Origin of the sequence: Sorangium sp. So ce375 (assembly GCF_051473855.1) — a bacterium.
Classification (GTDB): domain Bacteria; phylum Myxococcota_A; class Polyangia; order Polyangiales; family Polyangiaceae; genus Sorangium.
Map to the genome: position 1 here is coordinate 5,925,686 of NZ_CP150335.1, position 23,798 is coordinate 5,949,483.

At 71.7% G+C, this 23,798-nt stretch carries 17 protein-coding genes; 4 read left to right on the forward strand and 13 right to left on the reverse strand.

All coding sequences use genetic code 11. The features are described 5' to 3' along the window. Positions 1 to 16: 16 nt before the first annotated feature. On the forward strand, positions 17 to 1,786 hold the full coding sequence (locus WME90_RS21870) for a mechanosensitive ion channel family protein (protein ID WP_437283111.1): 1,770 nt from the start codon (positions 17 to 19) through the stop codon (positions 1,784 to 1,786). Here the strand turns inward: WME90_RS21870 and bioB are convergent. From bioB to WME90_RS21910, 8 genes are all read right to left on the reverse strand, one after another. Further along, positions 1,728 to 2,777: a biotin synthase BioB gene (bioB, locus tag WME90_RS21875; RefSeq protein WP_437283112.1), complete on the reverse strand. Its 1,050-nt coding sequence runs from the start codon at positions 2,775 to 2,777 to the stop codon at positions 1,728 to 1,730. The two genes, WME90_RS21870 and bioB, sit on opposite strands and share 59 nt — an antisense overlap. A gap of 90 nt (positions 2,778 to 2,867) precedes the next feature. Further along, positions 2,868 to 3,920: a type IV pilus twitching motility protein PilT gene (locus WME90_RS21880; RefSeq protein WP_437283113.1), complete on the reverse strand. Its 1,053-nt coding sequence runs from the start codon at positions 3,918 to 3,920 to the stop codon at positions 2,868 to 2,870. 121 nt (positions 3,921 to 4,041) lie between these two features. After that, complete coding sequence (locus tag WME90_RS21885) at positions 4,042 to 4,740, reverse strand: thiamine biosynthesis protein (RefSeq protein WP_437283114.1); 699 nt, start codon at positions 4,738 to 4,740, stop codon at positions 4,042 to 4,044. Further along, positions 4,737 to 6,122 carry a phosphomethylpyrimidine synthase ThiC gene (thiC, locus tag WME90_RS21890; protein WP_437283637.1) on the reverse strand — a complete coding sequence of 462 codons (1,386 nt, stop codon included), beginning with the start codon at positions 6,120 to 6,122 and terminating at the stop codon, positions 4,737 to 4,739. Before thiC ends, WME90_RS21885 begins: the two co-directional genes overlap by 4 nt. Positions 6,123 to 6,265: 143 nt before the next feature. Further along, positions 6,266 to 6,718, reverse strand: a complete 453-nt coding sequence (locus WME90_RS21895) for an ExbD/TolR family protein (RefSeq protein ID WP_437283115.1) — start codon at positions 6,716 to 6,718, stop codon at positions 6,266 to 6,268. Between the two features lie 5 nt (positions 6,719 to 6,723). Next, on the reverse strand, positions 6,724 to 7,140 hold the full coding sequence (locus tag WME90_RS21900) for an ExbD/TolR family protein (protein WP_437283116.1): 417 nt from the start codon (positions 7,138 to 7,140) through the stop codon (positions 6,724 to 6,726). Positions 7,141 to 7,251: 111 nt separating this feature from the next. After that, on the reverse strand, positions 7,252 to 7,968 hold the full coding sequence (locus WME90_RS21905; protein ID WP_437283117.1) for a MotA/TolQ/ExbB proton channel family protein: 717 nt from the start codon (positions 7,966 to 7,968) through the stop codon (positions 7,252 to 7,254). Between the two features lie 169 nt (positions 7,969 to 8,137). After that, the gene (locus WME90_RS21910) at positions 8,138 to 8,923 is read right to left on the reverse strand and encodes an energy transducer TonB (RefSeq protein WP_437283118.1); all 786 of its coding nucleotides are present in this window, start codon (positions 8,921 to 8,923) and stop codon (positions 8,138 to 8,140) included. 276 nt (positions 8,924 to 9,199) lie between these two features. Here WME90_RS21910 and WME90_RS21915 point away from each other — a divergent pair, with 276 nt between their 5' ends. Beyond that, positions 9,200 to 12,382, forward strand: a complete 3,183-nt coding sequence (locus tag WME90_RS21915; protein ID WP_437283119.1) for a TonB-dependent receptor — start codon at positions 9,200 to 9,202, stop codon at positions 12,380 to 12,382. A gap of 29 nt (positions 12,383 to 12,411) precedes the next feature. Then, the gene (locus tag WME90_RS21920; protein WP_437283120.1) at positions 12,412 to 13,425 is read left to right on the forward strand and encodes a hypothetical protein; all 1,014 of its coding nucleotides are present in this window, start codon (positions 12,412 to 12,414) and stop codon (positions 13,423 to 13,425) included. A gap of 167 nt (positions 13,426 to 13,592) precedes the next feature. Here the strand turns inward: WME90_RS21920 and WME90_RS21925 are convergent, their stop codons facing one another. The 3 genes from WME90_RS21925 to WME90_RS21935 all read right to left on the reverse strand — a co-directional run bounded on the left by WME90_RS21925 (position 13,593) and on the right by WME90_RS21935 (position 16,610). Continuing rightward, positions 13,593 to 14,894 carry a hypothetical protein gene (locus tag WME90_RS21925; RefSeq protein WP_437283121.1) on the reverse strand — a complete coding sequence of 434 codons (1,302 nt, stop codon included), beginning with the start codon at positions 14,892 to 14,894 and terminating at the stop codon, positions 13,593 to 13,595. Between the two features lie 76 nt (positions 14,895 to 14,970). Continuing rightward, positions 14,971 to 15,636, reverse strand: coding sequence for a class I SAM-dependent DNA methyltransferase (locus WME90_RS21930; protein WP_437283122.1), 666 nt, complete (start codon positions 15,634 to 15,636; stop codon positions 14,971 to 14,973). An 8-nt stretch (positions 15,637 to 15,644) separates the two neighbouring features. Then, positions 15,645 to 16,610 carry an NAD-dependent epimerase/dehydratase family protein gene (locus WME90_RS21935; protein ID WP_437283123.1) on the reverse strand — a complete coding sequence of 322 codons (966 nt, stop codon included), beginning with the start codon at positions 16,608 to 16,610 and terminating at the stop codon, positions 15,645 to 15,647. A gap of 108 nt (positions 16,611 to 16,718) precedes the next feature. Here WME90_RS21935 and WME90_RS21940 point away from each other — a divergent pair, with 108 nt between their 5' ends. After that, positions 16,719 to 17,645 (forward strand): lysophospholipid acyltransferase family protein, encoded by a 927-nt coding sequence (locus WME90_RS21940; RefSeq protein WP_437283124.1) that lies wholly within the window; start codon positions 16,719 to 16,721, stop codon positions 17,643 to 17,645. 20 nt (positions 17,646 to 17,665) lie between these two features. Here WME90_RS21940 and WME90_RS21945 read toward each other — a convergent pair whose 3' ends face one another. Further along, positions 17,666 to 18,652 carry a S66 peptidase family protein gene (locus WME90_RS21945; protein ID WP_437283125.1) on the reverse strand — a complete coding sequence of 329 codons (987 nt, stop codon included), beginning with the start codon at positions 18,650 to 18,652 and terminating at the stop codon, positions 17,666 to 17,668. Continuing rightward, on the reverse strand, positions 18,642 to 23,786 hold the full coding sequence (locus WME90_RS21950) for a hypothetical protein (RefSeq protein ID WP_437283126.1): 5,145 nt from the start codon (positions 23,784 to 23,786) through the stop codon (positions 18,642 to 18,644). The genes WME90_RS21945 and WME90_RS21950 overlap by 11 nt, the downstream gene beginning before the upstream one ends. Positions 23,787 to 23,798: the final 12 nt, after the last annotated feature.

Below are 23,798 nucleotides of genomic sequence, written 5' to 3' on the forward strand. Positions count from 1 at the left end.
TGGAATAGCAGGGCCCATGCACGCGACCGATCACCCCAAGGCGCCGAGGCGGCCCCGCCTCTGGCCGGCGGCGAGCTGGTGGCTCCGCGCTGCGTTCGCCTTCGCGCTCGTATTCGGGTGCGCGCTCCTGGCAGCGAGCGCCGGAGAGCTGTCCCCGCCCCCGCCCCCGCCCTCGCCCCCGCCCTCGCCGCCCGCGGCGAGCGCCGAAGGCGGCGCGGATCCAGACGCGATCCCGGTCGCGCCCGACTCGCCTCGGGCCTCGATGAGCGAGTTCATCTACCTGTGCCGCGCGGGCCGGTACGCCGAGGCCGCGCGCTTCCTGGACCTCCCGCCGAGGGCGAACGGCGCGGAGCTCGCGCAGAAGCTCAAGGCGGTGCTCGATCGGCACATCTGGCTGGACGTGGAGACGCTCTCGCCGCACTCGCAGGGGAACATGCAGGACAGCCTCGGGGCTGGCGTGGAGCAGCTCGACAAGATCCCGACGCGGACGGGGCCCCAGCCGGTGCGCCTCGTGCGGCGCACGACGCCCGACGGCGTGCGCTGGATCTTCTCGCGCTCCACGGTGGAGCGCATCGACGACTGGTACGCGCAGCTCGAGGATCGCTGGCTCCGCGATCACCTGCCGCCGGCGCTCTTGCGCCCCGGCCCGCGCGAGCTGCTCTGGTGGCAGTGGCTCGCGCTGCCGGTCCTCGCGCTGGCCGGCTGGCTCGTCGGCGCGGCGCTGAGCTACCTCGTCCGCGCCGGGCTCCGCCGCGTCGTCGCCCGCACGGAGTCCGCGCTCGACGACGTGCTCCTCGGGGGCGCGCGCGGCCCGCTCACGTTCGCGGTGGCGCTCTTCGCGATCAAGGCGGCGCTCCCGTGGCTCGGGCTCTACGTGCCGGCCGAGGAGTTCCTCGACAAGGTGGTGCGCGCCGGCGTCTTCATCGCCGTCTTCTGGTTCGCCCTGCGCGCGATCGACGCCGTCAGCGGCCGCCTGCTCGCCGCCCCCGCGACGCGCGACAACCCCGCGGCGCGCTCGCTCGTGCCGCTCATGGGGCGGATCGCGAAGGTCTCGATCGTGATCATCGGCGTGATCGCCGTGCTCTCGGAGCTCGACTACCCGGTGGCGAGCCTCATCGCCGGCCTCGGCATCGGCGGCGTCGCGCTGGCCCTCGCCGCGCAGAAGACGGTGGAGAACCTCTTCGGCTCGGTCGCGATCGGCATCGACCGGCCGTTCCAGGTCGGCGATTTCGTGAAGGTGGACGCGCTCCTCGGGACGGTCGAGAGCATCGGGCTCCGCTCGACCCGGATCCGCACGCTCGACCGGACCGTCGTCACGATCCCGAACGGCAAGCTGGCCGATCTCCAGATCGAGTCGTTCACGGCGCGCGACAGGATACGCCTCGCCTGCGTGCTGGGGCTCGAGCACGACACATCCCCCGACCAGCTCCGCGCCATCGTGGAAGAGTGCGAGCGGGCGCTGCGGGAGCACCCGAAGACCTGGCCTGAGGACGTCATCGTGCGCTTCGTCGGCGTCAGCCCGTCCTCGCTCGACGTCGAGGTGGTGGCCTGGTTCCAGACGAGCGACTTCGCGGAGTTCCGGGACATCCGGCAGGCGATGCTGATCACCTTCCTGCAGATCATCGATATGGCCGGGTCGAGGCTCGCGTACCCGACGCAGACGCTGCACGTCGCGCCGCGCGAAGGGGAGCGCCTTCAGCCGGAGGCGGCCTCGGGGGGAGGCTCTGTCAACGGGCAGCGCGGGCCGCGGCGGGCGCCATCGGCTGAAGCCCCGCCTTCTCGATGAGCGCGCGGTCCTCGTCTTCGCCGGGGTTCGGCGTGGTGAGCAGCCTGTCTCCGTAGAAGATCGAGTTCGCCCCCGCGTACATGCAGAGCAGCTGCGTCTCGCGCGAGAGCTCCGTACGTCCGGCGGACAGGCGCACCATCGCGCGCGGCATCATGAGCCGCGCGACCGCGATCATCCGGACGAACTCGATCGGATCGACCGGCGGGAGGCTCTCGAGGGGCGTCCCCGGCGAGCGGACGAGGGCGTTGATCGGCACGCTCTCGGGGTGGGGATCGAGGCGCGCGAGCTCGACGAGCATCTCGCAGCGGTCGGCGATGGACTCGCCCATGCCGATGATGCCGCCCGAGCAGACGGTGATGCCCGCCCGGCGGACGTTGCGCAGGGTGATGAGCCGCTCGTCGTACGTGCGCGTCGAGATGATGGATTTGTAGGCCTTCCGCGAGGTGTCGAGGTTGTGGTTGTAGGCGTCGAGGCCGGCCTCCTTCAGGCGGCGCGCCTGGTCGTCGGTGAGCATGCCGAGCGTGCAGCACGCCTCGAGGCCGAGGGCCTTCACGCCCCGCACCATGTCGAGGACGCGCTCGAAGGCGGGGCCGTCCTTCACCTCGCGCCACGCGGCGCCCATGCAGAACCGCGTCGAGCCGCCGTCGCGGGCGCGCTCCGCGGCGGAGAGGACCGCGCCGACGTCGAGCATGCGCTCCGGCCCGACCTCGGTCTCGTAGTGGCTCGACTGCGGGCAATAGGCGCAGTCCTCGGGGCAGCCGCCCGTCTTGACGCTGAGCAGGGTGCAGAGCTGGACCTCGTGCTCGCCGTGGAACGCGCGGTGGGCCTCTCGGGCGCGGTCGATCAGCTCGAAGAGCGGGAGATCGTGCAAGGCGACCGCCTGCTCGACGGTCCAGTCGTGGCGGGGCGCGCCCGCCGAAGGGGCGTGCCCGCTCGGGCCGTTGCGTCCATTCCTGTGCTCCGCCGCTTCTCGTTCGATCCCTTCGAGCATGGGCTCGCTCATAGCCAGGCTTGAGGCGCCGCCGCAAGCGAGGCGCGACGGCTGGAGGGACACGAGCCGCGCGAGGGGGGGTTTGTCGCTCTACAGGGCCGTGACCGCCTTCGCCGTCTCCTTGGCGATCGTCCCCTGGGCGACGAGCTGCCTGAGGTGCGCCTCGAAGGTCTGCATGCCGTACGGCGTGACCCCCTTCTCCATCAGCTCGCGCAGCGACGGGCTCCCCTCCGGCCGGCGGATCGCCTCGCGCACCGCGGCCGTCCCGACGAGCACCTCGGCGGCGAGGACCTCCCCCGTCCCGTCGCGGCGAGGGAGGAGGCGCTGCGCGACCACGCCGTGGAGGCAGTCGGCCAGCCGCTCGCGCACCTCGCTCGGGCTCTTGCCCAGCGCGATCAGCCGCCCGAGGGCGCGCGTGACGTCCGGCGCGCTGACCGCCGCGAGCACGAGGTGCCCGGTCTCCGCGGCGTGGAGCGCGAGATCGAGCGACTCGCCGTCGCGGAGCGCGCTGATCAGCACGACGTCCGGGTCCTGCCGCAGCGCGGAGCGCAGCGCGGTCGGGAAATCCGCTGTGTCGACGCCGATCTCGCGCTGGCTCACGCTGGAGCGGTTGTCCTCGTGCACGTGCTCGATCGGATCCTCGAGGGTGACGATGTGGCGCGGCACGGTCGCGTTGATGTGCCCGACGAACGCGGCGAGGGTCGTGCTCTTGCCGCTGCCGGCCGTGCCCGCGACGAGGACGAGGCCGTGGTCGTGCTCCACCATCGCCCGCACCGCCGAGGGCACGCCCAGCTCGTCGAACGTCGGGATCTTGAGCGGGATGCTCCGCAGGATGATGGCGAGCGAGCCGCGCTGGCGATAGATGTTCACCCGGAACCGGCCGAGGCCCGGGACGACGTACGCGGCGTCGAGCTCCTGGAGCGTGGCGAGCAGCTCGCGCGAAGGGCGCCCGGCGAGCAGCACCCGCGCGGCGGCCTCGCTGTCCTCGGGCCGGATCCTGTCGACGCGGAAGTAGACCATGTCGCCGCGCACCCGCGCGCCCGGCGGCTGACCGACCTTGAGGTGGATGTCGCTGGCGTGGGCGGCTAGCGCCTTGCCGAGGAGCTGATGGAGGAAGGCCTCGGAGGTGTACGGCGTCGTCACGGGGGGCAAGTTACCAAAATGGAACCCGACCGGCCCAAAGCGCGGCTGCACGAACCGACAGCCCAGAGGCGCCGCGCCGCCGCGCGGGACGGCCGCGCCGCCGCGACGGCCGCGCGGGACGTCAAGGCCGCGGCGACGCCGGGCCTCCCGCGGCGCCCGCGACGGAGCCCCCGGGATCCAGATCTGCAGGAATCCGAAGAGGATCGACGAGCCCCCGCTCGGCCAGCGCGCGCGCCGCCGAGATGGCGAGCGCGCGCTGGTCCGCGGGGAGGTCGCGCCGGGCCGACAGCTCGACAAGGACCGCGGCCGCGCCGCGCGCCCCGTCCGGGTCGAGCGGCTCGCGCGGGCGCGGTGGACGCCCGGCGATCCCGAGGAGCGCTTCGAGCAGGGGCGGGAGCAACGGCCCGGACGCCGCGCGGGCGCGCTCTGCGAGCGGCCCGAGCGCGAGATCGGCGTCGTCGGCGTACGGCAGCGCGCGCAGGGCCGTGAGCGCGATGTCGCCGCCGTCGTCGAGCGCGGCGAGCAGGCCGGAGGCGCCCTCGGCCTCGGCCAGCCGGGCACACTCCAGCGGGTCTTCCCCCGCGGCGAGGCGCCACCGCGGATCGGTGAGGCGAGGGCTCGGCGGCCGTGGCGCCGCTGGGGGCGAGGCGGCCGCCGCGGCGGAAGACGCAGCGCCGCGGGAGGCGGCCGCCTGCTCGCGGCGACAGCCGAGGGGCGCGAGCAAGGCGAGCGCGATGGGCGCGGCGAGGGCGAGGCGCGCCGGGACAGGCGCCCTCCGCCGCGCCCGGCGGACGCCGCCCGGGCCCCTCCCCTGCTTCACGGCTGATCGATGATCGAGAGAGAGCGCTTCGCGGGCGCGTTCTCGGGCTCCTGACGCGCGTTGTACTCGTCGACCACGCGGTTGATGTGCATCGAGCAGAACTTCGGCCCGCACATCGAGCAGAACTCCGAGGTCTTGAAGTACTCCTGAGGGAGCGTCTCGTCGTGCATCGCCTGGGCCGTCTCCGGGTCGAGCGAGAGCGCGAACTGCTGCTTCCAGTCGAAGGCGTAGCGGGCGCGGCTCAGCGCGTCGTCGCGATCCCGCGCGCCCGGGCGCTTCCGCGCCACGTCCGCGGCGTGGGCCGCGATCTTGTACGCGATGAGGCCCTGCTTGACGTCCTCGGGGTTCGGCAGGCCGAGGTGCTCCTTCGGCGTCACGTAGCAGAGCATCGCGGCGCCCGCGAAGCCGGCCATCGTGGCGCCGATGCAGCTCGTGATGTGGTCGTAGCCGGGCGCGAAATCGGTGACGAGCGGGCCGAGCACGTAGAACGGCGCCTCGTGGCAGAGCTCCATCTCCTTCTGCACGTTCATCGCGATCTGATCGAACGGCACGTGCCCGGGGCCCTCGATCATCACCTGCACGTCCTTCTCCCAGGCGCGCTTCGTGAGCTCGCCGAGCGTCTTCAGCTCGGCGAACTGGGCCGCGTCGCTGGCGTCGTGGAGGCAGCCGGGGCGGAGGCCGTCGCCCGCCGAGATCGTGACGTCGTACTTCGCGCAGACCTCGAGCACCTTATCCCAGTGGGTGTAGAACGGGTTCTGCTGGTGGTGCTCGATCATCCATTGCGCCATGATCGAGCCGCCGCGCGAGACGATGCCGGTGATCCGGCCCTTCACGAGCGGCAGGTGCTCGAGCAGCACGCCCGCGTGGATCGTGAAGTAATCGACCCCCTGCTTGGCCTGGTGCTCGAGCATGTCGATGAGGTCCGCGGCCGTCATCTTGGCGGTGCCCTTGCAAGCCTCGAGCGCCTGATAGATCGGCACCGTCCCGATCGGCACCGGAGAGTCCGCGATGATCGCGCGGCGGATGCCGTCGATGTCGCCCCCGGTCGACAGGTCCATCACGGTGTCCGCGCCGTACTTGATGGAGTAGCGCAGCTTCTCGAGCTCGCCGTTCACGTCGCTCGTGGTCTGGCTGTTGCCGATGTTCGCGTTCACCTTGCAGAGCGACGCGATGCCGATGCACATCGGCTCGAGGTTCAGGTGGTTCTTGTTCGCGGGGATGATCATCCGGCCGCGCGCGACCTCGCTGCGGATGAGCTCGGGCGCGAGCTTCTCACGGCGGGCGACGTACTCCATCTCCTCCGTGATGACGCCCTTCCTCGCGAAGTGCATCTGGCTCTGGTTCGGGCTCCCGGCGCGCTTGCTCACCCATTCGGACCGCAACATCGACGACCTCGCTTTCGAGGTGGGCGGTTTAGGTCGCGACCGCGCGCGACGCAAGCGCCGCGTCGCGCCTGGCCGCCCGACATCGGGCCCGCGAGGAAGCGCGCGTCCACCGCCGCTCGCAGCGCGCGAGCGCGCCGCTGTCAGGGAGGCGGCGCTTCGGGGAGCTCGGTCATCATGCCGAGCGTCTGCGCGCCGGCGGCCTTCGCGCCGTCGAGCACCTCCACGACGGTGCCATAGACGGCGCCGTCGTCGGCGACGACGAAGACGATCCTGTCCTGCGGCCTGCTCTGGCGCTCGAGGATCGGCCTGAGCCTGCCCACGAGATCGGCGCGCTCGACGCGCTCGTCGTTCACCCGCAGCTCGCCCTCCGCGCTCACCCGGACGACGAGCTGGTCGGGCGGCGGCGGGGTGTCCTGCTTGACCTGCTCTGTGTCCGGCACGCGCACGCCGATGTCCTTCTCGAGCAGCGGCGTCACGACCATGAAGATGATGAGCAGCACCAGCACGACGTCGACGAGCGGCGTCACATTGATGTCGGAGTTCAGGGGCACCGCCGGCTTGATAACGAACTTCGTCTTCGCGCGCGCGCTCATCGCCGTTATCTCCCCTTCAGCTCCTCGACCGCCAGCGAGACGCTCTTCGCGCCCGACCTGCGCGCCGTCTCCATCACCCTGCGGACGTCGCCGAACGAGAGGCGCTGGTCCCCCTTGACCAGCACCTTGCGCCCCGGCTGCGCCGCGAGCTCACGCGTGAGCCGCTCGGCGAGCCCGGCGTCATCGTACCTGTCGTTCTCGACCCACACCGTCTTCTCCAGCGTCACGGAGAGGATCAGCGGGTCCACCTCCTTCTTCTCCTCGTCCACCTTCGCGGCCTGCGGCAGCTTCACGTCCTTGCCGCGCTGGAGCATCGGCGTGACGACCATGAAGATGATGAGCAGCACCAGCACGACGTCGACGAGCGGCGTGACGTTGATCTCGCTCTTGGGGCCCCTCTGCGGGCCGACACCCATCCCCATTGGAACGCTCGCTTCCCGGCTGGGCGCGTCACCGCGCGCCGCACCGCGGGCGCGAGGCGCCGGGCGCCGCGCTCCGCGGAGAGGCACGCGGGGTGTCGCGCGGGTCCCCTGTCAAGCAGCCTCTTCGGCGGCCGGCGCGAGGCGGCCATCGAGCCGCTTCGCCACGACGTCGAGGAGCTCGTTCGACGACTCCGAGATGTCGATCGCCCGGGCTTCGACCCAGCCCTGGAGATAGTTGTAGCCCATGACGGCCGGGATCGCGACGAGCAGCCCGAAGGCGGTCGTGATGAGCGCCTCCGCGATACCCGCCGAGACGGTGCCGAGGCCGCCGGAGCCGGAGGCCGCCATCTGCTGGAACGCCGTCACGATGCCCATCACCGTCCCGAGCAGGCCGACGAACGGCGCCGTGGACCCGACCGTGGCGAGCAGGCCATAACCGCGCTTCAGGCTGAGCACCTCCCGCTGCGCCTGCCGCTCGAGCGCCCGCGAGACCGACTCGAACACGCCGTCTCGCTCGTGCCCCTGCGCCGGCAGCCGCGAGGGCGCGCTCGAGGCGTAGGCGGCGAGAGCGGCGCCGATGACGCGCCCGAGATAGCCGATCTCGCCGCCCGACCTGGCGGCGGTCCACGCGCCCTCGAGCTCGCCCCGGGCGAGCAGCGGCCCGACCCGCGCCGCGAACGCGCGGGAGGCGGCGCGCGACATGGACGACACGACGATGCGCTCGCCCAAGACGATGAGGGACGCGACGGACATGATGGCCAGCGCGAAGACAATCAGCTTCGCGAAGATCCCCATGTGGCCCCACAGCTCGATCAGCGTGAATTGCATCGTCTCGCGCCTCCTGGCGCCCCACATGGCGTGATGGTTTTGGTTATGCTGAAACAGCGCCTCTGGGCGCCGGAGCGGACTCGGCAGTGCTGAAGCGCGAACCTACCACATGCCCTCATCTACTACGTGCTCCGCCCTTTCAACAACACCCGTCTCTCCTGCGCGCCCTTCAGGGCATCTTCAGCCTGATGGGAATGGTGTAGTCGACGGAAACCGGGCGTCCCTGATAGATCACGGGCGTATACCGGCAGGTCGTCGTCAGCGTGCTCAGGATCGCCGCATCCATGTGCGGCAGGCCCTTGGCGATCCTGCAGTTGGTGAGCTTGCCCGTAGGCGTGATGACGCACTTGACAAGCGCGAGGCCTTCGACCCTGGCAGCGAGCGCTTCGCGCGTGAAGTTGGGCCTGCAACCCGAGACCTCTTTCGGCCGCTCCATCCCGGGGCCGAACGCGAGCACCACGTTCTGCGGCGGCGCCGTGCTGCCCAGCTGGCCGCCGACCTTGCCGCCCAGCTGACCGCCCATCTGCCCGCCGACCTCGCCGCCGACGGTGCCCCCCTGAACACCGCCCTGGACTCCCCCCTGGACGCCGCCCGGCTGCTCCGGCGCCGCGACCGGCTCCGGCTCTGGCTCAGGCGCCTTGGCCTTGGGCTTCTTCTCCGGCATGTCGTAGATGGTGTCAGGCGTCTTGACGGGCTTCGGCTGCTCGATGCGCTCCACCTTCGGCGGGCGCTTCGCTCCGCCGCCAGGAGGTGGCGGCGGAGGGGGTGGCGGAGGAGGAGGCGGCGCCGGGGCGAAAAATGTGACCTCGACGTCCTTCGGCTTCTCGGTTCGGGGGCGTGTGGCCTGCCAGAGGATGACGCCCGCGATGGCCACGTGGGCGACGATGGAGAGCGCTGTCCCCGTCCCTAGCCGCCCCTGGGTGGCGGTAGCGCGACCGAGTACCGAGTCGAACATGGGGTCGTCACTCCTAGGACTCGATCCGATCGAGGTAGAGAAGCCGCGACGTATGGAAGCGTGCGGCGCCTACCCGGAGTGTACAAGCGAGCGAGTCCTACAAAAAAGTCTATTGTCTCGCGCGATTCCTGTCTAGGGTAAGGAAGGACTCGAGGGGCCTACACTTCTGGAGGGAATTCCGTGAAGTTTCTCGAAAAGAGGCTGGAACACGGAGGGCGCTCACCACGTGCGCCGCTGGGGCTGTGGGCGGCGTTGCTGCTGCTCGCAACGACTTTGTTGACCGCGTACCCTGCGTTCGCGCAGACGGGCAGCGGCGTGCTCCTCGGGCGGGTAGTCGACGCGTCGAACAGGGCGCCGGCCGCCGATGTGGTCGTGACGGCGACCTCACCGGCGCTGCAAGGGGAGCAGCTGGTCGTCACGGACGGTACTGGCCAGTACCGTATCCCGAACCTGCCGCCGGGCGACTACACACTGCGCTTCGAAAAGGAGCAGTTCAAGCCGTACGCGCGCGGCGGGATCGCGGTCCGCGCCGCGTCGACCATCCGCGTCAACGTCGAGCTGCTCCCGGAAGCGCTGAAGGCGGAGGAGATCGTCGTTGTCGGCCGCGCGCCGACGGTCGACGTCGGCTCGAGCAGCGTGGCCCAGAGCATCACCCAGGACTTCACCCGGCGCATCGCCGTCGCGCCCCCCACGGGGAAGGGCGCCACGACGCGCTCCTTCGAGACGATCGCCGCGACCACGCCCGGGGCGCAAGCCGACGAGTTCGGCACCTCCATCGCCGGCACCTCCTCGCCCGAGAACCAGTACGTGATCGACGGCCTTTCGGTGAACGACCCTGCCTACGGGATCATCGGCACGCCGCTCACCATGGAGTTCATCAAGGAGGTCAACGTGGTGGCCGGCGGGTACATGCCCGAGTTCGGCCGCGCGACCGGGGGCGTCCTCGATGTCGTCACGAAGAGCGGCGGCAACGCGTTCCAGGGCTCGGTCTTCTTCAACATCACGCCCGGCGCCTTCGAGGGCAGCCCCAAGCAGGTCCGTCGGCAGGGCGAGACCATCCAGACCGACACGACCCTCTCGTCCATCCGGGACTACGGGTTCGAGGTCGGCGGCCCCATCCTGAAGGACAAGCTCTGGTTCTACGCGGGCGCCGATCTCGCGTTCAAGAGCTACTCGATGGAGCGCAACCTGTTCGTCACGCGCTACGACCCCATCACGCTGGAGCCGGTGAAGGATCCCAAGACCGGGCTCAACCGCGTCGATCGGCTGCCGGGCACGCAGCGCTTCTACCGCGCCGAGGAGCAGACGCTGCAGTACCTCGGCAAGCTGACCTACCAGATCGATCCGGACCACAGCGTCGCGCTCTCCGTCTACGGCTCCCCCTCCTCCTCGGGCGGCAACGGCAATTTCGGGTTCGACCCGCAGCGGGGCATCGTCGAGCTCTCCAACATCATCGGCGAGTACGGCGCGCTGGCGCACGAGTACGTGGCGTCGTCCAACGACGTCGCGCTGAAGTGGTCGTCGGCGTTCAACAACAAGTCCCTGCTCCTCGACGCGACGCTCGGCTGGCACAACCAGCGGGCCGGGCGGCTGCCCCCGGACGGCTCGGAGCTCGGGACGCACAACAAGCTGGCGGGCGTGCCCCTCGTGGTCTTTGAGAGGTTCGACCCGCAGCGGTACTCGATCTACGACTTCGAGACGCTCTCGCCCGAGGCACGGGCCATGTGCGAGCCGCTGCCGTCGGGGACCGACGCTCCCTCCGCGCTGCCCTGCGCGGTGCGCGCTTACTGGAAAGGCGGCCCCGACTACATCGACGACGCCTCGCTCAACCGCTTCCAGCTGAAGGCGATGGTGACGAGCATCTTCGAGGGGCTCGGGCACCACGTCGTCAAGGCTGGCATCGACGGCGAGATCACGACGTACGAGCACACGAAGGCGTACGCGGGCGGCACCACCTACGGCGAGGAGGGGAGCCTCACGGACTGGGGCGGCCAGCAGGTCTTCCACGACGAACGACAGTTCGGCTTCCTGACCGGTCCTGACGGCCTGGCGACCGGCCCCGGCGCCACGGACTACGTGATCCAGGACAAGATCACGGTGTCGTCGCTCGGAGCGACGATCGGCGCGTTCGCGCAGGACAGCTGGAGCATCCTCGACCGGGTGACGTTGAATATCGGCGTGCGCTACGACGCGCAGTACCTCTTCGCCAACGACGGCACGCTCGGGCTGGCGCTCGCGAACCAGTGGTCTCCGCGCGTGGGCGTCGTCTACGACATCACGCAGGAGGGCCGGTCGAAGGTGTTCGCGAACTACGCGCGGTACTACGAGAGCGTCCCCCTCGACATGTTGGATCGCGCGTTCGGCGACGAACGGAACACCCTCTCCTATCACGTGGCGGGCGCCGGTGGCTGCAACGCTGCCGATCCCGTGGATGCGACGGGTTATGGCGAAGGGCAGTGCCGGAACGACGACAGCCGGGTCCCGATCGGCGGGCCTCACGACCCGAACAAGAACTGGTACACGCTCGGCGGCGGCAAGTCCCCGGTGGATCCGGACCTCGATCCGCAGTCGTCGGACGAGATCGTGATCGGCGGCGAGTACGAGGTCCTACCGAACGGGCGGGTCGGCGCGATGTACACGAAGCGCTGGATGAACAACGTCATCGAGGACATGAGCCGGGACGAGGCGAACACCTACTTCATCGGCAACCCCGGGAAGGGGATCGCCAAGGACTTCCCCGAGGCGACGCGCGATTACGACGCGCTCACCCTCTATTTCCAGAAGACCTTCTCCGACCTGTGGCTCGCCCAGGTGAGCTATACGCTGTCGTACCTGCGGGGCAACTATCCGGGCCTCTTCAAGCCCGAGACCGACCAGCTCGATCCGAACATTAACACGGAGTTCGATCTGGCGTCGCTCCTCGTCAACCGCGATGGGCCCCTGCCGGGCGACAACACGCACGAGATCAAGGTCTACGGCGCGAAGGCGATCGAGCTCCCGAAGGGCATGCTCCTCGATCTCGGCCTCACGTACAGGTCCCGCTCCGGCGCGCCCATCGACTACTGGGGAGCGCACTATCTGTACGGCTCCGACGAGACGTTCGTCCTGCCCCGAGGCGCCGGCGGCCGCCTGCCCTGGGTCCACAACATCGACGGTCACATCGGCTACTCGGTCAAGCTCGCGAAGGACAGCGAGCTCACCGTCAGCATGGATGTCTTCAACATCTTCAACTTCCAGGAGATCGTCCAGGTGGAGCAGCGTTACACGACCGCGTACGTCGATCCCTGCGTCGATGGAACGCGTGAAGATCTGAGCCCGAGCAACGGGGGCCCGACGTGCGTGAAGAACCACAACAGCGGCGAGCCGCTCGACGCCCAGGCCGTGAACCCGAACTTCGGCAAGCCGACGCAATACCAGACGCCGCGGCAGTTCCGGTTCGGCGCGCGGGTCACCTTCTAGACGCAGCGCGCCGGGAAAGGATGCAAGCGATGAAGAAGCGATGGCTTGTTTGGATGGCGGCGCTCGGGGCGGTCTCACCGCTCGCGGCGATGTCTCCGGGCTGCTCGCAGCCCACACCCGAGTGCACCGTCGCCACGGCGAGCTTTTACCCGTACGCGACGAAGTTCACCCGGATCAGCGGGGACGCGGAGGGCGCCTGTGCGCTGAAGGACGGGACTGTCGAGATGGTCGGGATGCAGATGTACAATCCGGACAAGAATGGCGACAAGCTCCCCGACGTGGAGACAAAGCTCGTCGCGATCCAGACGGCGGAATTCGGCGACTGGTATCGAGGCGGCGCCACGATCGACCCGAACCCGGACCTGAACGCGTTCGCGATCGGTGCCTTCGCCACGGTCGAACCGGATGAAGACAATATCTGCACGGTGCCGACGTTCGCTCCTGCCGAGGTGGTGTTGCTGCCTGCCGGCGAGGGCGGCGCTGGCGGCGAGGGCGGCGCTGGCGGAGCCGGTGGCGCTGGCGAGGGCGGTGCTGGCGGAGCTGGTGGTGCTGGCGAGGGCGGCGGAGCCGGTGGTGCTGACGAAGGCGGCGCTGGCGGAGCCGGTGGTGCTGGCGAAGGCGGCGCTGGCGGAGCCGGTGGTGCTGGCGAAGGCGGCGCTGGCGGAGCCGGTGGTGCCGGCGAAGGCGGCGCTGGAGAAGGCGACGCACCGCCGCCGGCGCTGGGATCGCACAAGCTCGAGTGGCGCAACCTGCGCGTGTACGTGACGGCCGCCAACCTCGCGAATCAATTCGAGGCAGAAGTCACGTACTCGGAAGAGAGCTGCTCCGCGACGTACAAGGTCGTCGGGCTCTGGCCGCTGGTCGACTGTCGGGTCTACAAGGCAGAGCTCGACGCCGACGGCAATCCGATCCCCACGGACAAGGTCGACGATGCCATCTGCAACGATCCTCTCTCTGGCATCTCCCCGGACCTCAAGGTGAAGTGCGACCCCGGCGCGGCCGTGTGCGTGCTCGACGCGGACTCCATCCCCGCCTTCAAGTGAGCAGCCCCGCGGGCGGGGCGCCCACCGCCCCGCCTTTGCCCCTCCGGCCCCTCTCCCCTCACCTTCCCTAGAACCTCATCGCCCAGGCGATCCCTTGTCGTGCGAAGACGGCGGGCTCGAAGAGCCCCTGTTCGCCGCGCGGCGCGGGGGATGGGCCGAAGTCCGACTCACGGCGCAGGCTTGACGGCCAGCCTCGCCAGGGCCGCGCACCCGGCGCCGCTCGCGATCTCGAGCGTGGCCGTGAGCGCGCACAGGCGCGACGCCCGCCCCAGCGCCGCCGGATCGCCCGATACGATGGCCTTCTTGGACTCGTACGCGGTCCGGACCGCGAGCATCGTCTGCGCGCGTGGGGGCAGCTCCGCGCGCCGCGCCGCGATCATCTCGCCGAGCTTCGGGCCGGGATCGGCCGCCGGCGCCCACGTCCAGACCGACGCGATCAGGGCGTCCGCGAAGGCCGCGCGCAGCTCGTCTCCGCCGCGCGCGCCGTCGCACGGCAGCGCGGGGCCGGTCGGGCCGACGTCGGTGGCGAGGAGCCTCCGCCCCGCGATCCGCCGGAGCAGATCGTTGCTCACGCCGGCGATCTTGCCGTCGTCGTCCGAGAACGCCCCCGCCTTGAACCGCACGGCGAGCGCGGCGCACTTCTCGTCGCGCTCCGCGCGCAGCCGCTGCTCCTCGCGGGCCTTCTCCTCGGCGCGCAGCCGCTCCTCGCGCTCGCGCGCCTCCTGCGCCTCCACCGCGGCGCACTGCTCGATCCGCGCGGCCACGCGCCGCTGCTGCTCGCTCGCCGCGCGTCCGAGATCGTCCTCCGCGATGTCGCGGACGGCGCACACCTCCGGGCGCTGGAGGACCGCGTCGACGCGCGCGCGTGCGGCGCGGAGCCGCAGGATCACCGACAGCGCCGCGACGATGACGAGGGCCGACACGACGATCGACGCGATCCTGCGGTTCCGCCGCCGGCGATACGCCTTGGCGAGCGCGCCGCCGCCGCTCTCATCGAGCAGCTTGCGGCAGCGGCCGATCATCACCTGCCATTGCGCGATGTCCTCGGCGAGCACCTGGAGCGGCTCCGCGAACGGCCGATCGCGCCGGACCTTGTTCGCCAGCCGCTCGAGCCACATGCCGGCGTCGGGGGCCCGCCCGTGGTCGGTCACCTCGGCGACGCCCTCGAGCAGCCCGCCGATGCGCCCCGCGTAGACGTCCCAGGCGAGGACGGCCTCGGACTGGCTGTCGCCGAGCCGCTCGATGGCGTCGCGCACGTCGGCCATCGGGAGGAGGCGCTCGACGTCTTCCCGGCGCACGCCCGCGAGCTTCGCGGCCTGGTCGACGCCGCGCTGAAAGCCGCCGAGGAGCCCCTCCGGCGCCAGCTCGCGGAGCCCCTCCGGCACCCGGCTCGCCTGCATGCACACGCCGGCGTGGTGCAGCGGCCCCATTGCGCAGGTCAGGAAGGTGCCGCCGAGCTTCACTTCCATCGAACCGTGGCTCTCCTCTCCACGAGATACCCTGGACAGCGCGGCGCGGAAAGGCTCGCCGCGCTGTCCAGGGTGATCACCGGCCGCCGTGTGAGGCCTCGAGGTCCCAGAGCGCGTAGAGCACATCGACGTCGTACTCGGTGTGTCGCCAGCCCGGGTGGAGCCTGTAGCTGCGCGGGAGCAGGCCAGAAGCCAGGATGGCGTCCGTCTGCTCGGCGAAGGTGTAAAGATACATCTTCACGCCTGAGAGCTCGGCGTCGGAGAGCGGGCGCGCGTGGCGCTCGTGGAGCCGGACGTTCGGCCTCCGCTCGACGATGCTCACCAGCAGGCGGCCGCCGGGGCGCATCCCGCCAGCGAGGTTCCCGAGCACGAGCGGGAGATCGTCGCAGAACTCGAGGGTGCCGAGCGCGAGGGCGACGTCGAACCGCCCCCAGGAGCGGGGGATCGGGAGGTGGTAGTCGTGCCGGTGGTAGGCGCCGTGAGGCCGCTTCTTGCGGGCGATCTCGAGCATCCCCTCGGCGATGTCGAAGCCCACCACATCGACGGACGGCGGGAGATCGCGGGTGAGGTGGCCCGGACCGCAGCCCGCGTCGAGCACGCGCGCGCCCTCGGTGACCACCTCGCGCAGGAACGCGCGCACGGGCTTCTCGTAGTGCTGGATGTCTTTCCAGGTAGAGACGTAGTCGGGCGCGAAGTCCTCGTAGTAGTCGACGAGGCGCTCGATCCGGGTCGCTCTCTTCATGACGCCCCTCAGGTGATGTCGTCGACCGCCTGGACGGTCTCCTGGATGTCGTGCGCGTGCTCGTAGCCGAGGATCTCGCGCGCCCGCCGGTCGTCGACCATGCACACGTAGCGGATGTGATCGAGCTCCGGCGCCGGGAACGAGGTCGCCCTGAACCGCCAGAGCCGCGGGATGATCGTCTGCATGACGAAGTGGGGAATCGCCGCGCGGGTCCGGCCGGTCATGTCGATGACGCGCGAGAGCGGCAGCGGCGCGGGCCCGGCGAGGTTGAAGATCCCCCGCACGCCGGGGCGGAGCGCCGCGAGGATCGCGGAGACCACGTCGTCCTGGTGGATGACCTGCACCATCGGATCGAAGCCGAGGAGGGTCGGGATCACGTTGAGCCGGAGGTAGTTCGACGGCGCGTTCCGCACGGAGCCGAGGATGTGGACCGGCCTGAGGATGACCGTCTCGGTCTGGGGGTGCTTCCAGAAGAACGACTGCGCGAGCATGTCGACCTCGATGAGGTCGCGGATCTCGCTGAACGACGCGCCGCCGAGCAGCGGGGCGTCCTCTGTGAGGAACTGCGCGTTGTCGGGGCGCGGCCCGTAGGCGTTCGCGCTCGACAGCACGATGAGCTTGGGCACGTCGTACTGCGCCACGAACTCGAGCAGCCGCTGGAACCCCGCGAGGTTCCAGCTGTGGTGCTCCATCTGGCTCACCCGCGGATCGTGCATGACCCCGAGGTGGACCACCGCGGCGAGCTGCTCCTGGCGGAAGATGTCCTGGGTCTTCTTGCGGCGGATGTCGATCTGGTGATGCTCGATGTCCTTGGGGCGCCCCTCGAAGCTGCGCCTGTCGACGCCGATCACGTGCCGCTCTCGGTGGAGGCGCCGCGCCAGGCGCCGCCCGAGACGACCGCAGATGCCGGTGATGAGGATGGACCGGAGGGACGGATCGGTGTCTGAGCTGGGACGGCGGCTTCGACCGAGCATGCGTTCGCTGCGTTCGCTCATCGGAGCGACGGTCGCTTCGAGGAGGCCGATGGTCAAGCCCTTCGTGCCTGTGCAGGCCCAGCCGAGTTTTGCTATCGTCCGCCGCTCATGGCCAGCAGAACGACGCTCGCCAGGCTGAGCCACTTCGTCACGCACAGCGCGCTGCCGCTCGCGCGCGTCGGGATCGACAGCCTGCGCGGCACGATCGACGACGCGACCATCCGGCTGCTCGGACAGGACTTCGAGGACCGGCTGCGCCGGGTCGCGCTGCCGCACGCGGCGGACGGGGTCGACCCGTTCGGGCTCGACCGGGAGTGGGCGAAGTACGCGGTCGGGGTCGCCGCGTTCTTTCACCGCTTCTATTTCCGGACCGATGTGTTCGGCATCGAGCGCGTCCCGACCGGCCGGGTGCTCCTCATCGCGAACCACTCGGGCCAGCTCCCGTTCGATGGCCTGCTCATCGCGGCCTCGCTGTTCCTCGACGCGGAGCCGCCGCGCGTGATGCGGAGCATGGTCGAGAAGTGGACGCAGACCCTGCCGTTCGTGGCGACGTTCTTCTCGCGCGTGGGCCAGGTGGTCGGCGTGCCCGAGAACGCGCGGCGGCTGCTCGACATGGGCGCGGCGATCCTCGTGTTCCCGGAGGGGACGAAGGGGATCTCGAAGGGGTTCTCCAGCCGCTACCAGCTGCTCGATTTCGGGCTCGGGTTCATGCGGCTCGCGCTCGAGACCGACACGCCGATCGTGCCCATCGCCGTCATCGGGGGCGAGGAACAGTACATCTCGCTCGGCAACCTGGAGTCGGTCTCGAAGGCGCTCGGGATGCCGACGTTCCCGATCATCCCACAGCTCTTGCTCCCAGGCGGCCAGCTGCCGCTGCCGACCCGATACCGGATCTACTTCGGCGAGCCCATGACGTTCCACGGCGACCCCGACGACGACGACGCGGTGATCCAGGAGAAGGTGGCGCTCGTGAAGGGTCGGATCCAGTCGATGCTGAACCGCGGCTTGAAGGAGCGGAAGAGCGTCTTCTGGTAATCGCGTGATCGCGTGATCGCTCAGGCGCCCGCCAGCGTGACCGCGGCCTCGGGGCCGTGGGCGAGGACGCGCGCGCGGCCGCCCAGGATGGCGGGCTCGTTCCGATGGCCATGGCCGATCGGCAGCCCGGCGACGACGGGGACGCCCAGCGGGAGCAGCCTGTCGCGGAGGACCTCGTCCACCGTGACGCCGTCGGGGCCCGGAGCGCACTGCTCGAAGTCGCCGAGGACCACCGCCGCGGCCGGGGCGAGGTGGCCGCCGACCTCCAGCGTCGCGAGCATGCGATCGATGCGGTAGGGCCGCTCGGTGACGTCCTCGAGCAGCAGGATGCACCCCTCCGGGACCCGGAGCCGCCCCGCGGCGGCGCAGGCGTGGAGCAGGGCCAGGTTGCCGCCGAAGAGCGGCCCCTCGGCCACGCCGGCGCGCAGCGTGATCAGGCCCTCGAGGCGGCGCTCGCCGAGCGGATCTTCGAGGGCGCGGATCAGCGCGGCGCGGGCGCGGGCGTCGCCGCGCCCGAGCGCGGTGACGTGGACGCCGTGGAGCGACGCCACGCCGGCGCGCGCGGCCTCGACGTGGAGCGCCGTGACGTCGGAGAAGCCGACGATCCAGCGCGGGTGCGCTGCGAGGACGCTCCAGTCGAGCCGGTGGACGAACCGGTTCGCGCCGTAGCCGCCGCGGGCCGCGAAGATGGCCCTCACGTCGGGGTGAGAGAGGGCGCGCGCGAGCTCGTCGCGGCGCCGCGCGTCGCTGCCGGCCAGGTAACCGGCCCGCGCGAACAGCCCGTGCTCGGAAGGCGCCGACAGCGATGTCTCCCCTCCCCGCCGGCCATCGCCGGCGAACGGCGGCCCCCCGCCCGCGTCGAAGAGCACGCGGTAGCGCTGGGCCAGCCAGCCGATGCCGACCCGCGCGAGGACGTGCTCGAACGGGCTGGAAGGGGCGATCACCGCGACGGTGTCGCCCGGTCGTAGCGCCGGGGGGAGGATCGGCGGAGGAGAGCTAGCGAGCACCAGGGTCGTCGTCGATGTACTCCACGTCGTCCGCGTCGGCGTCGACGTCGATCTCGTCGGAGGCGGGCAGGGGCGGCACGACGGGCAGCGCAGGGTCGGCGGCGGGCGCCTCGTCGTGCGCCAGATGGGCCTCGCCATTGTCGATGTCGGCGTGCGCCGGCGGCGCTGCGTCCGCGTCGACGTCCGACCACTGCGCAGGAGCGGCCGGCGCATCGGCGTACGCGGCCGGAGCGACGTGGATGACCTGGGTGGCGCTATCCAGAGGGAGCCTCTGCCCGTGGCTCAGCGCCACGTCGAGGTGGGCAGCGCCGCTGCTCGCGTCGTCCGCGCCGGCGTGCGACGCGTCGCCGTAGGCCCAGACCTGCTGCTGCAGCTCGACCGGGAGCGCCTGCGAGGCGGCGTCCGCGAGCTGCGCCTCGGCGGCCGGCGGCGCCTCCGCGGCCGGCAGCTCTTCCGCGACCGCGGGCGCCTCGGCGGCCGGCAGCTCCTCCGCGGCGGCCGGCGCCTCGGCGGCCGGCAGCGCCTCGACATCCGCGTGCGCCTCGGCGCCTGCGTAGCCGTTGCTCACCGCCGCCTCCACGCCGGCCTCGAAGCCGAGCGTCTCGAGCGCCGGCGCCCGGGGCGCGAGCGGCGGCTCGGTCAGCGGCGGGCCCGGCGCGCGGGTCGGCAGCGAGGGCGGCGGCGGAGTGCGCTTGAGCTTGCCGGTCTTGGCCCGCTCGAGGCCCGCTGTCGCGTCCGGATCGCCCGCCTTCATGCGGAGGACGCGGCGCCAGGCGTCCGCGGCCTCGCGCGCCTCGCCGAGCTCCTCCTCCCAGAGGCGCGCCACCTTGCGCGCGAGCTCCGCCCGCTGCGCCGGATCGCGGCCGCGGAGGATCTGATCCTCGTACAGCTGGATCATGCCGCGGTGATCGCCGAGCTCCAGCAGGAGAGCGGACAGGTCGTTCATCACGTCCTGGTCCGAGGGCGACAGATCGTGCAGCTTCTTCAGGTCCGCCGCGGCGCCCTGCCGGTCGCCGAGCACGTCGCGCCGCAGCCTGGCGCGCCGCTGGAGGAGCTTGCGCACGAGCGGGCCGTCGAACACCTCATCCAGCGCGCGGTTCAGGATCGCGCCGATCCGAGGCAGATCGCCCACGTCGCGCCCGAGGGCCTCGAGCGCGTCGAGCGACGCGTCGTCGACCTGCGTGAGCACGGCGTCACCGAGCCAGCCGAAGGCGCGGTCGACGTCGCCCAGATCCTTGTAGGCGATCGTGGCCGCGCGCCGCAGCAGCGCCGCCCGGGTGCGGCCGCCGTCGCGCGAGCCCTGGCCGCCGGCCGCGAGCGCCTCGGCGAGGATCGCGCGCAGCGCGGTCGACCGCGACCGCTCGTCGTCGTCCCGCGCCACCTGCTCGAGCGTGGTGATCGTCTCCTCCTGGACGCCGCCGCCGAGGGCCAGCTCGAAGAAGCTCCTCGCGCGGTCGATGGCGCCGCGCTCGCAGGCGATCTGGGCGGCGCGGACGAGCGCCGCGAGGCGATCGGCCGGCGTGCGGCACCGGCTCACCTGGCGCTCGAAGAGGTCGATGATGAGATCCGGGGCCTCGGCCAGCGCCGCGAGCCGCTGGAGCAGCGGCTCGACCTCGGCGGTCGGCACGCTCGCCAGTGCGCCCTCGCCGTGGTGGATGGACTCCAGGGGGTCGGCGCCCACGGAGACCCGGACCTCGGCCTGCCGCACGAGCTCGGCCGCCCGGGCCGTGCCCGAGAGATCCCTGGCGAGGAGCTCGTGCGCGACGGCGAGGGCCTCGCGATCCTGGAGCTCCACCGCGATCGCCTCGAGCTTCTCCGCGAGGCCTGCGTCTGCGGTGCGCGAGCGCGCGAGCTCCATCGCCACACGCGCGGCGTCCTTCTGGCGGCCGACCTCCACGAAGCGCTCGAAGGCCCCGCGCAGGGCGACGTCGCGCCCCGCGCGCGCGATCGACTCGTTCCAGGCGACGAGCTTTGTCGCGACGACCCCCTTCCACCCGATCCGATCGCCGAGCGCGACGTACGCCTCCCGGCACGGCTCGTCGCCCTGATCGGCGAGCCGCTCGAGGAGCGCCAGCGCCTCGTCGCTCTTGCCCAGCCTCTGATCCAGGAGCTCGGCGAGGCGCCGGGTCATCTGCGACGCCTCGTCCTCGTCGCCCTCCACCTCGATCAAGATCGCCATCAGGCGCGCGACCTTCGGCCAGTCGTTCAGCCGCTCGGCGAGCCGCACGAGCCGGGCGATCGCGTCGAGGTCATCCGGCTCGGCGGCGTGGACGAGCTCGAGCGCTCGGATGGCGCCGTGAGGATCGTCGAGCGGGCCCTCGTACAGCGCCGCGAGCCGCTGCGCGATGTCGGCCTGCTCGGGGCCGTACACGAGCACGAGCTCGCGCTCGAGCGCGCCCGCGACCCCCCGCGGGTTGCCGCGCCGCTCCTCCAGATCGGCGATCCCCCGGAGCGCGATCCGGTTCTGCGGATCGAGCGTCGCCACGACCGCCTCGTAACGCGCGATCGCGGCCTCGAGGTCGCCGGGCCCCTCCGCGAGCATGCGCGCCTCGCGCAGGGCGAGCGAGATCTTGCCGGGCTCGCTGTCCGTCAGGTCGCCGAGCTTGCGGAGGAGCTCCGCGCCCTGCTGGTGATCGCCGCGCTCGTCGGCGTCCTCGGCGAGCCGCGCGATGGCCGCGGCGTCGTCGCCGTCGGCGAGCAGGAGCGTGAGCGTGGCGCGCTCCCCGTCGCGGTCGCCGAGCTCGCGCTGGAGGGCCGCCGCGCTCCGTCGCGCCGCGATGCGCTCCGCCCTGTCGCCGAGCAGCTCGGCCCGGCTCAGGAGGAACCGGACGAGCTCGGGCTGCCGCTGGGCGCGCCGGTAGAGCTCCTCGATCGCGGGGGCGGCGTCGGTCGCCGGATCGAGCTCGACGGCGCGCTCGACCCGGTCGAGCGCGCCGTCGACGTCCCCAGCGCTGAGGAGCAGCTCGGCCGCCTGGACGAGGAGCGCCGGGCGCGCCTTGCGGTCCGCGAGCAGCGCGCGCTCGCCGAGCGCCCTCGCCGCCTCGGCGAGCCGCCCCGCCGCCACGTAGGCCTTCTGCGCGAGCTCCCACAGCCTCGGCTGGCGCAGGAGCCCGGCCGCCTGGCTGTAGGCATCGCCGGCGGCGCCCGGCTCGTCGAGCCGCATCCGGAGCTCGCCGAGCTTCTGAAGGAGCGGCCCGTGCGTCAGCTTCCCCTGGGACCGGGAGGTCGCGTCGGTGAGGACCCGCGCCGCGAGATCGAACCGCTCGCCGCGCTCGAAGAGCTTGACGGCGGACTGGATCGCCGCGCCGTCGTCGGGCGAGAGGGCCGCGATGCGCGCCCACGCCTCCGCGGCCGCGATGGGATCGCGGCGCTTCTGCTCGTGGAGCGCGACGAGCGCCTTCTCGATCTCGATCTTCTGCGCGACGTCGGGCGTGGCCGCGGCGTCCTGCTCGAGCAGCGCGGCGAGGTCGTCCCAGCGCGAGCTCCGCTCGAGCAGCCGCCTCAGCTCGGCCTGGGCCTGCGCGTCACCGGGATCGAGCTCGGCGAGCAGCCTCCAGGCCTGGACCGCCGTGTCGACGTCGCGCAGCTGCTCCTCGCACAGCCCGGCGACGTCGCGCAGCTGCGCCCTCCTGCGCTCGAAGGGCGCCTCGGGGACGCGCGCCGCCGCGAGCAGGACGTCCCGCAGCTCCGCGAACATCCGCTTCTCGCGGAGCTGCTCTTCCACCTGCGCGAGCGCGTCCGGGTTGGCCGGCTCGGCCTTGAGCACCTCGCGGAGCCTGGCGAGCGGCACCGGCTTGCGAAGCTCGGCTGGCTCCTCTCGCGCCGGCTGCAGCGCCTCCGAGGGGGCCACGAAAGGAGCCGGCGCCGCGGCGTCCGCGGGCGGAGCCAGCGCGTCCGATGCCGTCGAGCCCAGCGAGGATGCCGGCGCGAACGCGGCCACCGCCGGCTCGCCGAAGCCCGCGACGGCCGGCGACGCGAGGATGCCGGAAGGGAGCGCCGGCGCTCGCATATGCACGGCTCCCGCGCCGGGCGGCGCCGACGACCGGCGCGCAGGAGCGGCGGCCACGCCCACGGGCGGCGGCGGCACCGACGGCAGCCGCGGGGGGGGCGCCACGGACGCCCGCTTGCGCGCCTCGGCGGCCATGAACCCGTTCGGGTTGACCTGGAGGTAGGCGAGGTAGCGCGGGCGGAGCTCCGCGATCCGGCCCAGCTGCTTCGCGTAGTGGTCGGCGAGCTGCATGGCCCGATCGTGGCCAGGCGCCGCGCGGAGGGCGTACACCGAGTACGAGTAGCCGTACTCCCCGTCGTACGTCTCCGCGAGCGCGACGAAGAGCTCCGCGGCCTCGTCGCGCTCTGGCTGCGGCACCGGCTCGCCCGCCTCGATGCGATCGACGATGGCGACGCCGAGCGCCTGGATGAGCCCCACGTCGTGCGGCACGAACGCGCGCGCGTTCCGCAGCGCCACCGTCGAGCCCGCGAGATCGCCGGCGCGGCGCCGGATGTCGGCCTCGTCGCGCAGCAGGGCGAGCCGCCGCTCCGGATCGTCGACGAGCGCCTGCTCCATCGCGAAGTAGGGGATCGCCTCGGCGTACTGCTGCTGGGCCTTCAGCATCTCGCGCGCGGCGTAGATGGCGTAGACGTTGTGCGGATCGAGGTCCGCCAGTCGGCGCCAGTTCTCGAGGGCGCGCTCCGGCCGCGAGAGCGGCGGCTCGCTCCAGAGCCGGCCGAGCTCCTCGTGCAAGGTCGAGAGCTGCGCGCGCACCTCGGGCCGCTCGAAGAGCAGCGGCGTGAGCGCCTTGACGAGCCGCTCCAGGAGCGCGACGAGCGCCTTCTGGTCGCCCTTGTCGCGGTAGAGCTGCGCCAGCCGCTCCGCCGCCGTCCGCTGCGTCGGGTCCTTGTCGATGGCGATCATCAGCGTCCGCGCGGCGTGGTGCGCGTCGCCGATCGTTGTCGACCACACGTTCGCGGCCTCGCTCAGCCAGTGCGCCGCGTACGATGGATCGGCGGTGGAGCTGCCGACGCGCTCGAGCAGCATCGCGTACGAGCGAGGGTCCTGCTCCCCGGCTCGGTGAGCATACGCCAGGGCTTCCCCGTCATGCGGATTCGTGACGAGCCGCTGGACGAGCGTTTCCATCTCCCGGGGATC